This is a genomic window from Aquabacterium sp. (assembly GCF_036279655.1).
Lineage (GTDB): Bacteria > Pseudomonadota > Gammaproteobacteria > Burkholderiales > Burkholderiaceae_C > Aquabacterium.
The window spans coordinates 1-11,583 of sequence record NZ_DASUIT010000092.1 but is presented as its reverse complement, the minus strand read 5'-3'; the positions used below and the strand labels follow the sequence as shown (position 1 = coordinate 11,583).

At 66.8% G+C, this 11,583-nt stretch carries 14 protein-coding genes; 1 reads left to right on the top strand and 13 read right to left on the bottom strand.

All coding sequences use genetic code 11. From position 1 onward, the window contains the following. Positions 1-255 (bottom strand): rhodanese-like domain-containing protein (locus VFW84_RS11205; RefSeq protein WP_329680539.1); only part of this gene is annotated, 255 nt, incomplete at its 3' end. A 45-nt stretch (positions 256-300) separates the two neighbouring features. Here VFW84_RS11205 and selD point away from each other — a divergent pair. Next, positions 301-1,353, top strand: coding sequence for a selenide, water dikinase SelD (selD, locus tag VFW84_RS11200; RefSeq protein WP_329680538.1), 1,053 nt, complete (start codon positions 301-303; stop codon positions 1,351-1,353). A gap of 7 nt (positions 1,354-1,360) precedes the next feature. Here the strand turns inward: selD and VFW84_RS11195 are convergent, their stop codons facing one another. The 12 genes from VFW84_RS11195 to VFW84_RS11140 all read right to left on the bottom strand — a co-directional run bounded on the left by VFW84_RS11195 (position 1,361) and on the right by VFW84_RS11140 (position 11,001). Next, a complete protein-coding gene (locus VFW84_RS11195; protein WP_329680537.1) occupies positions 1,361-1,633 on the bottom strand; it encodes a DUF2789 domain-containing protein in 273 nt (90 codons plus the stop codon). A 78-nt stretch (positions 1,634-1,711) separates the two neighbouring features. Continuing rightward, a complete protein-coding gene (locus VFW84_RS11190) occupies positions 1,712-2,578 on the bottom strand; it encodes a putative selenate ABC transporter substrate-binding protein (RefSeq protein ID WP_329680536.1) in 867 nt (288 codons plus the stop codon). Between the two features lie 17 nt (positions 2,579-2,595). Then, positions 2,596-4,266, bottom strand: coding sequence for a phosphonate ABC transporter, permease protein PhnE (gene phnE / locus VFW84_RS11185; protein WP_329680535.1), 1,671 nt, complete (start codon positions 4,264-4,266; stop codon positions 2,596-2,598). Next, entirely contained in the window at positions 4,241-4,996 is a 756-nt protein-coding gene (locus VFW84_RS11180) for a phosphonate ABC transporter ATP-binding protein (RefSeq protein WP_329680534.1), read from the bottom strand. Before VFW84_RS11180 ends, phnE begins: the two co-directional genes overlap by 26 nt. A 101-nt stretch (positions 4,997-5,097) precedes the next feature. Next, on the bottom strand, positions 5,098-6,378 hold the full coding sequence (locus VFW84_RS11175; RefSeq protein WP_329680533.1) for a hypothetical protein: 1,281 nt from the start codon (positions 6,376-6,378) through the stop codon (positions 5,098-5,100). 7 nt (positions 6,379-6,385) lie between these two features. Then, positions 6,386-6,622 carry a thioredoxin family protein gene (locus VFW84_RS11170; protein WP_329680532.1) on the bottom strand — a complete coding sequence of 79 codons (237 nt, stop codon included), beginning with the start codon at positions 6,620-6,622 and terminating at the stop codon, positions 6,386-6,388. A gap of 30 nt (positions 6,623-6,652) precedes the next feature. Next, on the bottom strand, positions 6,653-8,098 hold the full coding sequence (locus VFW84_RS11165; RefSeq protein ID WP_329680531.1) for a permease: 1,446 nt from the start codon (positions 8,096-8,098) through the stop codon (positions 6,653-6,655). A 55-nt stretch (positions 8,099-8,153) separates the two neighbouring features. Further along, the gene (arsC, locus tag VFW84_RS11160) at positions 8,154-8,579 is read right to left on the bottom strand and encodes an arsenate reductase (glutaredoxin) (protein ID WP_329680530.1); all 426 of its coding nucleotides are present in this window, start codon (positions 8,577-8,579) and stop codon (positions 8,154-8,156) included. Beyond that, entirely contained in the window at positions 8,576-9,631 is a 1,056-nt protein-coding gene (arsB, locus tag VFW84_RS11155; protein WP_329680529.1) for an ACR3 family arsenite efflux transporter, read from the bottom strand. Before arsB ends, arsC begins: the two co-directional genes overlap by 4 nt. 9 nt (positions 9,632-9,640) lie before the next feature. After that, on the bottom strand, positions 9,641-10,144 hold the full coding sequence (locus tag VFW84_RS11150) for an arsenate reductase ArsC (protein ID WP_329680528.1): 504 nt from the start codon (positions 10,142-10,144) through the stop codon (positions 9,641-9,643). Between the two features lie 18 nt (positions 10,145-10,162). Then, positions 10,163-10,636, bottom strand: coding sequence for an ArsI/CadI family heavy metal resistance metalloenzyme (locus VFW84_RS11145; protein ID WP_329680527.1), 474 nt, complete (start codon positions 10,634-10,636; stop codon positions 10,163-10,165). An 11-nt stretch (positions 10,637-10,647) separates the two neighbouring features. Continuing rightward, a complete protein-coding gene (locus tag VFW84_RS11140) occupies positions 10,648-11,001 on the bottom strand; it encodes a helix-turn-helix transcriptional regulator (protein WP_329680526.1) in 354 nt (117 codons plus the stop codon). Positions 11,002-11,583: the final 582 nt, after the last annotated feature.

Sequence of the window (11,583 nt, the reverse complement as noted above, 5' to 3'; positions counted from 1 at the left end):
GTCGGCAAACAGGGTTTGCAGATGCCGAGCCAGATTGGCCGCCACCATGGCGCCCCCCACACGGCGGGCTTCGAACGCCCCCTGCTGCTTGTACAGGGTGCCCACGATGCGGCGCTCCTCGTCGTCGAGCACCGGGCAGTTGATGGCGCCAGGAATGTGGTCGAGCTCATACTCCGCAGGGGAGCGGGCGTCGATGAGGGTGTCGAAGCGGTGGCGGTCCGTCACCTGGACCTGGATCGGGGCGCGCGAACTCATGTGGGCATCACCCCAGGCACAATCACCCGAAACTCTTGTTGAACCATGACGTCCATTGCCTTGACCCAGTTCTCTCACGGTGGCGGCTGCGGCTGCAAGATCGCGCCGGGCCTGTTGACCGAGATTCTGTCACGCGCCCCTCAGGGGCTGATGCCGCCCGAGCTGATCGTGGGCGTGGAGACCAGCGACGATGCCGCGGTGTACCGCCTCAATGATCAGCAGGCGCTGGTGGCCACGACCGATTTCTTCACGCCCATCGTGGACGATCCGCGCGATTTCGGACGCATCGCTGCCACCAACGCCCTGTCGGACATCTATGCCATGGGAGGCACCCCCATCATGGCCCTGGCCCTGGTGGGCATGCCCATTGCCAAGCTGCCCCCCGAGGTCATCGGCCAGGTGCTGGCCGGGGGCGCCGAGGTCTGCCGCGAGGCGGGCATCCCCATCGCGGGAGGCCACTCCATCGACCTGCTGGAGCCCATCTATGGCCTGGTGGCCATGGGCCTGATCCACCCCGACCGCGTGCACCGCAATGCCGATGGGCGTGCCGGTGATGTGCTGGTGCTGGGCAAGCCCTTGGGGGTGGGCATCCTGTCGGCCGCGCTGAAGAAGGGCCTGCTGGACGGCGAGGGTTACGCGCAGATGCTGCGCCACACCACGCGCCTGAACCGCGTCGGCATCGCCCTGGGGGCGCTACCGGGTGTGCACGCCATGACCGATGTGACCGGTTTCGGCCTGGCCGGCCACCTGCTGGAAGTGTGCCGCGGCTCCGGTCTGAGCGCCCAGGTGCGCCTGGCCGACATCCCGATGATCGCGCAGGCTGCCGGCTTCGCACGCGAGGGCATCGTCACCGGGGCGTCCGGGCGCAACTGGGCCGCTTATGGCAGCGATGTGCATCTGCCCGCCGACACCCCGGCCTGGCTGCAGGCCATGGTGTCGGATCCCCAGACCAGTGGAGGTCTGCTGGTGAGCTGTGCCCCCGAAGTGGCCGAACAGGTGCTGGCCACCTTCCATGCGGACGGCTTTGGTGAGGCGGCCGTGGTGGGATCGCTGGGCTCGGTCGCGCCCGGTCAGGCCGCGCAGTTGCACTTCGCCTGAGGCGGCCTCAACTGGCCCACAAGGCGGGCTGCGCCTGGGGCGGCCCGGGGTGACGCAAGGTGGCATCCAGCAGATCCACCAGTTCCGCCCAATCGGCATCGTCACTGAGCTCATCTCGCAGAAACTGAGCCTGATACGGCGCCCAGAACGGGGCATCGGCCAGGGCCATGCCCTGGGGCAGGGGCCGGTGCCGCGCGATGAAGTAAGAGATGTCGGCACGGCTGTCGGGCAAACCCAGTTGCCGGAACAGCTCGCTCAAGGTGTGGATTGACGCTTCCATCGCAGCCACCTTCCATCGCAGTTGTGGAAGTTTCGTTCTACGCCGGCTGCGGGCTGCGGTCAAGCACCCTCACACCGGTCACTTGAGCAAACCGGTCGAACGCCCCACCTGCTCGATCACCAGGAAGTCCTCCGCCTTGGCGGGCACGAACTTCTTCGCGCCTTGCAAGTCGAGCACGGCCTTGTCCTCAGGCTTGGCCGCATCCAGGGCCAGGAAGGCCTGGCCGAACTTCTGCACGGTGCTGGCGGACAGGTCCTTGCGGGCCGTCCAGACATAGTCCACGAAGGGCGGCGTGGTCCAGATGACCTTGACCTTGCCGGTGTCGACCTTGTGACCCGCCAGCATGCGGCTCCAGACCTCGATGTTCAGGGCACCAGCCTGCACCTTGCCGGATTCGACCATCTTGACGGTGGCGTCATGGGCGCCGCTGTACAGCGGCGCACCGTCGAAATCCTTGTCCGCCTGGATGTTGAACTGGGTGCTCAGGAAGTGTCGCGGGAACAGGTGACCCGAGGTCGAGCTCTTGGCGCCAAAGGCGAAGCTCTTGCCACGCATGTCCTCGGGGCGGGCGATGCCGGCTGCGGTGTTGGCGATGAAGACGCTCTTGAATTCGCGGTCGATGTCGCGCATCACGACGGGCTTGGCGCCCGCCAGCACCTTGGCCTGCACATGGGTGAAACCGCCCAGCCAGGCAAAGTCGATCTTGCCGGCCGCCAGGGCCGAGACCGCCGCGCCGTAGTCGATCACGGGCACGTAGACCACCTTCACGCCCAGGTGCTTTTGCAGGTGCTCCACCAGCGGCTGGTACTTGCGGGCCAGTTCGGTGGGGTTCTCGTCAGGGATGCCGGAGACGCGGATCACGTCCTGCGCCTGGGCGGTGGCCGCGAACAGCGGCCACAGGGTCATGACACAGAGGCGGCCCAGGCGGGTCAGGGTTTGGAACATGGTTGTGCGTCCTTGGTCTAGGGGGATTGGATGAAGAGAAGCGAGCTGTCCTGATGGGCCTGGCCGCGCAGCAGGCGCGCACGCAGGCGGTCGCCGATGGCATCGACCAGGGACACCACCGTCAACATGGCGAGCAGCAGCAAGGTCAGGTCTCGGGCATGAAAGAGGCTGATGGCGGTGTTCAAGGCATCGCCGATGCCGCCGGCCCCCACGAAACCCACCATCACCGACGCACGCACATTGCATTCGAAACGATACAACGTGAACGCGGCCAGACGGGCCGCGATCTGGGGCCAGACCGCAAACACGAAGGTGCCCAGGGCACCCGCACCCTGGGCCTGCAAGGCCGCCGGTGGACCGGGCTCGACCTCTTCCATGACATCCCCAAACAAGCGCCCCAGCACGCCGGTGTTGTGCACCGCGATCGCCAGGATGCCCGCCAGCGGGCCGCCACCGACCCACACCACGCAGACCAGGGCCAGTGTCAACTCGGGCATGGCCCGTGTCACTTGCATGAGGCCGGTCGCCGCCCAGCGCAGGGCCTGGCTGATCCCCCAGCTCAGCCCGGTGCGGCGCGGTGGATCGCTCAGGTAGCTGCCCGTCATCAGGGGCGCGGCGATCATGGGCGCCAGCAGCAGGGCCACCAGCGCCGACCAGACCGTGGCGGCCCAGGCCATCATCAAGGTGTCGCCCGTCTGGGCCAGCACGGTGGTGACAAAGTCGCGCTCGGGCCAGCCTCCTTCGAAAGAAAACAGCGACAGGCCCGATGGCGACAGCAGCTCGACCCAGGGAATGTCCAGCCGATGACAGGCCAGGCCCGCGCCCAACCCTGCCAGCCCCAGTGTCCAGCGTGTGCTGCGCTGACGCAGGCGCTGGCTCACCATCTCCAGCAGCAGCACGAAGACCAGCACGGCCAGCAGGGTCGTGGCCAGCTTGTCGTATTGGAAATAGCGGATGCTCAGGGCGATCTCGCTGCCCAGGCCACCGGCCCCCACAACGCCCAGAATGGTGCCATTGCGGATATTGCATTCCAGCCGGTAGAGGGCATAGGCGATCCACTGGCGACGCACCTGCGGCAAAACGCCGAACAGCAGGATGGCCGGGCGCGAGGCCCCGGTGGCCCGCAAGGCCCGCACCGGACGCGGGTCCACCGCCTCGGCCAGTTCTGCATACAGCTTGCCGATGCTGCCACCCGAGGTCAGCGCAATGGCCAGCACGGCCGCGCCTGGCCCCAGGCCCAGGATGTGCACGAGCACATAGGCCCAGACGATCTCGGGGATGGCGCGCAGCAGACCCAGGATCAGCCGCGTTGCCCAGCGCAGCCCATCGGCCAACTCTTGCAGCGCCACAGGCAGGCGGCGCGGTGGCTCGGGCAGATCGGGCACCCGGATGGCCAGGCTGGCCAGGGCGGTGCCGATCAGCGCCGCCAGCACCGTGCCCAGGATACCGATCAGCAGGCTTTCCACGGCCAGCGTCCACACGCGCGCGAGGAAGTCCGCCGACGTGTCTGGCTGCAGCAGACCGGCCAGGATGTCCCCCGCGTTGCGCAGCCCCTCGCGGTCCAGCAGCTTGCCGGGCTCGGCGCCCGTCAGGGCCAGGCAGGCCACCACGGACACGGCGATCAGCAGCCATCCCCCCAGGCGACGCCAGGGCTGGATGCGATCAAATGCGCTCGCCACTGCCTGCATAGAGCTGCTCCCAATGGCTGGCCGTGACCTGCTCGGGCGGCAGGTCAAAGAGCATGGCGCCGTCCCGCAAGCCGATGACCCGTGTGCAGTCGTCCCGGACGATGTCGTACCAGTGCGTACAGAACACCAGGGCCATGTGCCGGGCCTTGGCGGCATCGATGATCAGGCGGGTCACCTGCCGGGCGGTATGAGGGTCCAGCGAGGCCGTGGGCTCGTCCGCCAGCAAAAGCTCGGGCTCGGCGATCAGGGCACGGGCGATGGCGACACGCTGCATCTGCCCGCCGCTGAGATCCGCCGCCCGGGCCCATTGATGCGCGGCCATGCCCAGGGGATCGAGCACGGCACGGACACGCTCGCGCTCGACAGGCCACAGGGCCGCCCGCAGCACCTGGTGCCAGGACCAGGTCGACGCCAGGCCGGAGAGCACATTGCGGTGCACCGTGGATTGGGGCACCAGCAGACTTTGCTGCTCGACGATGCGGCAACGCGATCGGTAGCGCTGCAGTTCACCCCAGCTGAAGTCGGCCATGTCGCGGCCGTTGACCGCGATCTGCCCTTCGGAGGCGCGCAGGGAGCCGGCCATCAAGCGGATCAGGGTCGATTTGCCGCCCCCACTGGGCCCCACCAGGGCCACGCGCTCACCGGCCGACAGCCGCAGGCTGATCTGGCGCAGGACGGGCAACCCCGACCAGCAACGACCGACCTGCCTGAGCTGGAGTTCAAGCGTCATGGGGCGGCAGCAGGGCAGACCGATGCGAGGCGGGCATCACGGGGATCACAGGGAATCGGGCAGGGGAGGAAAGGCGCCGAGTCTAACCCCTGCGCCAGCGGCTAGGGCACGATCACCACCGGCGCAAAGCCGCCCCCCGGTGTGCGGAAATTGGTGGTCTGCCCGGCATACATGCGCGCGGCCAGCAATTGCACCTGCCCGCCATAGGCGTAGGCTCGGATGTCGAACTTCAGGTCCACCAGGGTGCCATCCACATCGATCAGGCGCTCGCCCGGCGGCACCAGGGCCTGCGCCACGTAGCCGCCGGCCTGGATCTCGTCCCAGACACGCCGGGTCAGCTTGTCGCCACGATAGGCGCCCTTGGCGCCATAGCCCGCCACGGGTTTGAAGAACCACTGACGGCGATGTGTCCACAGCATCTCGGCACGCGCCGGTGTGACCAGGAGGGTCGAAGGCACCGCCGCCGCCAGCACGGCGCGATCCGACTCGCTCACGCCCCACGACGCCAGCAAAGCGACATCGCTCAAGGCGATGAGGTTGCGTTTGTCGGCCTGCAAGGCATGCGCATGCGGATGCGGCGTCATCACCACGGCACCGGCCTCATAGGCCTTACGCAAGGCCTGGTGGGCCGGCTCGACCAGATAGAAATCGGTGAGGCGGTTGTAGACCATGTCGATCACCTGCCCCTCGCTCATCAAGCGCCCATCACGCCATTGGAGCGACTCGGGGCTGAGCACACGCGCGCTCAAGTCGCGTTGCTGCAGCATCTGGCGGCACACATCGAACTCCGGGGACAGGTACTGCTGGCTCGGACTGTCGTCCACGATGGCCACCAAGCCCATGGGCGCGGCGCCACGCTGTCGCTGCCACTCGCTGCGGAACATCGCGACAAATGCGTCCTCACGATGCGCCAGCGCGGGATCAGGCTGGAAGGCCCAGTCCACGGCCTCGCAGCACGCCTGCTGCGCCCGTGCCAGCGCCGCATTGAGCAACGCGCCACCCGCATTGGTGTTGACCTCGATGAGCCTGGGCCCCTGCGCCCCCAGGTGGAAGTCGTATCCCATGAACACGCCCAGGGCACCGGGGTCGCGCCGGGCGATCTCTGGCGCCTGTGCCAACGCCTGCGCCTGGTAAGCGGGCAGCGCCATGACACGCTCCATCGTGGCCACCACTGACGAGATCTGCGCGGCCACTGCCTGCGACAAAAACACCACCGTCGACGAAAACAGGTGGGGCCTCGTGAGCGCGATGTCCTGCGCCATGCCCGCCAGGCTGGGATCGGTCTCCAGTTGCTGTTGAAGCTTGTGGGGGTTCAAGGTGCGGCAATAACAGCCGGCGTTGAGGGCATCGGCGGTGCTCAGCGTGGCGTGATCCATGGACATGGCCGGCTCAGGCCGTCAACCACGCCTGCACATCGGCCTGACTGGGGATGCGGCCGCTGCTGACCACCTTCTCGTTGATGACCAGCGCGGGCGTGGACAGGATGTCGTAGGCCAGGATGTCCTTCATGTCCGTGACCTTGATGAACTCCGCCTCGATGTGGGCGGCGCTGGCGGCCTCTCGGGCCACTGCTTCGAGCTTCTTGCAGTTGGCACAGCCGGAGCCGAGGATCTTGACAGTCAACATGAGGTTTCTCCTGGATCGATGAGATCTCGTTCAGGTGGTCGCATCGGCCCGTCTGCGCGTGCGCAGCCAGGTGATCGCCACCGTCAGAACGAGCACAAACACACTCAGCGCCAGGGCGGCCGCCTGCCAGCGCAGCCCATCCACCCAGGTGCCATACGCAAATCCGGCGCAGACGCTGAACAGGGCCACCAGGGCCACATAAGCCGCCGTCTTGCGGCGCCCCACCACGGCGGCCACCATCAGCATGCTTTGCAGGCTGAGTTCGGGGTCGGCCATGAGGTAGGCCAGCAGCGGCCCGGGGTGCATGCCCAGATCCAGGAACATGCGGGCCACCGGCACCTCCACCAGGGTTGGGAAGTACATGAACACGCCAAAGCCCACCGCCACGGCATTGGCCAGCACGGTGTTGCTGCCCGCCAGGGCTTCGATCCACTCCGGACGGATGATCTGGCGCACCATGCCCACCACGAACACACCCACGATCAGGAGCACAAAGATCTGCTTGACAAAGCGCCAGGCCTCCCACAGCCAGGCCCGCCAGTCGTCGGCCTGCAGTTGACGGGCAAAGTGCCAAACGGCCCACAGGGCGAGCGCCACCGCCAAGGCACGGCCCGTGAGCGCGATCTGCAGCCCCGCCGCAGTGGGCGTCAGGCGCAGCGCCGCCACCAGCAAGGTGGTGGCGGCCAGACCCAGCGCGATCCAGGTCCAGCGGTTGGCGCCTTCCACGATGCCCTCCAGCCCCTTCCAGGCGGTGGCCGCGATCAGCAAGAGCAGCGCGATCAACACCGAGCCCTGCAGGCTCACCCCTTCCTCCCCCTTGGCTGCGTCAAACGGCACCCACTGGAACAAGGTGGCCTGCCACGATAGGGCCCAGGAGATCGGCAGATCCAGCGTGGCCACCGTGGCGGTGAGGGGCCACAACTTCAGGGTCCCGGCGATCAGCAAGGCCACCAGCGACAGCAGGACCCCCAAGGCCGCCGGGGCGATGCTGGCCTGCTGGGCGAACAGGGCATCGGTGGCGGCATCATGCGTGGCATCGTCCTGCCAGAAGATCATGGCCATCAGCAGGCCGATGCCGATGCCGAACAGCAGGCACAGCACCAGTCGCGCCACCGCGAACTCCGGACCCAGGATGCTGCCGGTGTAGGCCAGGGCCATGATGTTGCCCGCCGGCGCAAAGAACAGGAAGGTGATGGCCGGGCCGATGCCCGCCCCCTTGCGGTAGATGCCTGCGAACAAGGGCACGATGGTGCAGGAGCACACCGCGATCAATGAGCCCGCCAGGGCTGCGGCCGGGTAGGACACATGGCCGGGGGCCTGACGGCCCAGCCAGCGCGTGACACTGGCCTTGGGAATCAGTGCCGCCATGGCGCCCGCGATGAAGAAGGCCGGCAGCAGGCACAGCAACACATGGGCCGCCAAGTAGGAGGCCAGGCTGCCAGCGCCGCCGTGGAGCAGCTTCAGCACGAGGTCCATGGGGTGTCCTCTTCAGGAATGAGCCTGGCCATTCTAGGCCTGTGTTCGGGCCGGATCAGACCCGGCGCTGCCCTTGTGCGTCGATCACCACTTCGCCGTCTTCCTTGGAGAAGGGGCCTTGCTGGGGCCGAGGCAGGATGTCGAGCACCCGCTCGGAAGGACGGCACAGGCGCGCGCCCTTTGGCGTGATCACGATGGGCCGGTTGATCAGGATGGGGTGGGCCACCATGGCGTCCAGCAGTTCATCGTCGGTCCTGTCGGGATGGGCCAGACCAAGGGCGTCGTAGACCTCACCCTTGCTGCGCAGCACCTCACGCACCGACAGGCCGCAGTCCTGGATCAGCCGGACCAGCTCAGTGCGGGTCGGCGGGGTCTCCAGGTAGTGGATGACCTGCGGCTCGATACCGGCATTGCGGATCAGGGCCAGGGTGTTGCGGGAGGTGCCGCACTGGGGGTTGTGGAAGATGGTGACGTCGCTCATGTTCTGCATTGTCCTTGTTCATACCAGCCCTTGCTCTGGTTGACCAGGCGGACCACCAGCAGCATCACGGGCACCTCGATGAGCACGCCCACCACGGTGGCCAGGGCCGCACCGGACTGGAAGCCAAACAGGCTGATGGCGGCGGCCACGGCCAGCTCGAAGAAGTTGCTGGCGCCGATCAAGGCGGAGGGGCAGGCCACATCGTGTGATTCACCCACCCGGCGATTGAGCCAGTACGCCAGACCGGCGTTGAAGAAGACCTGGATGAGGATGGGCACCGCCAGCATCGCGATCACCAGGGGCTGCTCGATGATGGCCTGCCCCTGAAAGGCAAACAGCAGCACCAGCGTGGCCAGCAGCGCGCCAATGGACCAGGGGCCGATCTTCGCCAGGGCCGCATCGAAGGCGGCCTGTCCACGGGCCAGCAGCACCTTGCGCAAGGCCTGCGCCAGGATCACCGGGATCACGATGTACAGCAGCACCGAGGTGAGCAAGGTGTCCCAGGGCACAGTGATGGCTGACAGACCCAGCAGCAAGGCCACGATGGGCGCGAAGGCGAACACCATGATGGTGTCATTGAGTGCCACCTGCGACAAGGTGAACAGCGGATGCCCCCCGGTCAGGCGGCTCCACACAAACACCATGGCCGTGCAGGGCGCCGCCGCCAGCAGGATCAGGCCGGCCACATAGCTGTCGAGCTGATCGGCTGGCAGGTAGGGCGCAAACACCTGACGCACGAAGAGCCAGCCCAGCAAGGCCATCGAGAAGGGCTTGACGGCCCAGTTGACGAACAGGGTCACGCCGATGCCCTTCCAGTGCTGCCGCACCTGCGACAGGCTGCCGAAATCGACCTTGAGCAGCATGGGAATGATCATCACCCAGATCAGCAGACCCACGGGCAGATTGACCTGGGCGATCTCCATGCGGCCAATGGCCTGGAACAGCTCGGGCTGCCATTGCCCCAACAGGATGCCGACCACGATGCACAGGAAGACCCAGAGGGTCAGGTAACGCTCGAACGCGCTCATGTGCGCGATGGTGGGGGAGTTCATGCGTCGTTCTCAGTTGCGAGCGATTTCATTCAAGGCTGCTTGCAGCGCGTCCCGGCTCAGGGTGTCCAGCGGCAGTGCCAGCAGTTGCAGCATCTTGTAGCCAATGGCCTGGCGGGTCAGTTCAAAAGCGCGTCGCTTGCCCTCATCTGCCCCCTCGGCATGGGACGGGTCGGGGTAGCCCCAGTGCACCTTGATAGGCTGGCCGTTGCCACCGAAGAACACGGGACAGACTTCGGCCGCGGCACTGTCGCACACGGTGATGACGATGGACAGCGGGGGCGCGTCGGGCGTGGTGAACTCATCCCAGCTCTTGCTACGGTAGGCCGAGGTATCGATGCCGGCGCGGTTCAGGGCTTCGATGGCAAAGGGGTTGAGGCGTCCACTGGGTGCGCTGCCAGCACTGTGCGCCTTGACATCTTTGCCCAACCGGGCGGCCAGGTGGTTGAGCATGCCTTCGGACAGCACGCTGCGGGCCGAGTTGTGCGTGCACAGGATCAGAACATGGGTGGTCATGACAGAAACCGGATCCATTCAGCAGCAGGATGACTTGACGGGAATGCCCACCGGCTTGCCAGTGACCTTGGGCGTGCAGCATGCCGCGGCACCCTCGGCCTGTGCGGGCTCGCCTTCACGGAACACCGGGATGTTGCCCAGGGTTTGAAAATGTTCCCAGGGCAGACCCTGAGGGTCCACGATCCAGTGCTTGTCGCTCTGGGCATAGCAGCAGGTGGTGGCGCCTTCGTCGATCAGGGACAGATCGGCTGCTTGAGCCTGCGACTTCATGGCCTGCAGATCGGCCTCGTTGTCGACCTGGATGCCCAGGTGATCCACGCCGATGTGGCCATGCCCCCGGGTGGAGATGGCGAAGTTCACGGCCGGATCATCGAGCATCCACTTGGCATAGTCGACCTCGACGCGGGCGGGCTGGGCACCGAACATCTTGGAGTAGAAATCGATGTTGCGGGCCAGATCGGTGACGTGGACATGGACGTGAAAGCGCTTCATGGGGGATCCTTTCAGCAGGTGGTGCAGGCCCGCTTGCGCGTGGCCCGGGCCGTGGGGGAATCGGGGGTGGGTGTGCAAGGCTGCCCCTGGCAGCAGTGCTCGGTGAGGTAGCCCAGCAAGTCGTTCATGTGAGCAAAGGCGGCGCGGTAGATGAGGTGTCGACCATCGCGCTCCTGGGTGACCAGGGCTGCGTGCATCAGCTCCTTGAGGTGGAAGGACAGCGAGGTGGCGGCCACCCCCAGCTGTTCCGCCAGAGCTCCCGGCGTGAGGCCTTGCGGGCCGGCCACCACCAGGGCACGAAAGACCCGCAGGCGCACGGGCTGGGCCAGGGCGGCGAGAGAGGTGACGACGTTTTGCTCTTCCATACTTCAATGATATTTGAATTATCGAATCAACGCAACAGATCAATGCAACAGAATCGTCTGATGGTGTTGAGCGCTTTGGCGTGAGAGCGCAGGGCTGGGCCGGAGGGGGCCACTGGCCAGGCTTCAAGTGGGTGGTCCCGCTGCGCGGGACTGCCTTGCGGTGCTCGGCAGGAGGCAGCGTTGGCGAACTCTCTGCGCGCCCTTCAGGCGCTCCGTTCAAACAACGCCAACGAGCCAGTTGTTGAAGCGTGCTGCGCACGCCTGCCTCCCGCCTGCGCGCCTCCAGCACCCACCCAGGCGCCCGGCCAGTGGCCCCCTCCGTCCTGGGTCGCCCTGCTCGTGGCATGCGTAGGCCCAGGGTCGAGGCATGCAGTGGTTGACATGGCTAGCGCCACCCCTGGCACGCAGCGGGCTCGTCGCCCGCCACCAGTGGGGCGACCCAAGGGCCGAGGGGGACTCTGACCGGGCGCCTCGGGGGCGCCGAGCAGCGGAGCGCCGGGGTGGGCGCGCGCAGCGCGCTTCAACAACTGACTCGTCGGGGTTGCCTGAGCGGAGTGCCCGCAGGGCGCGCAGCGAGTTCCC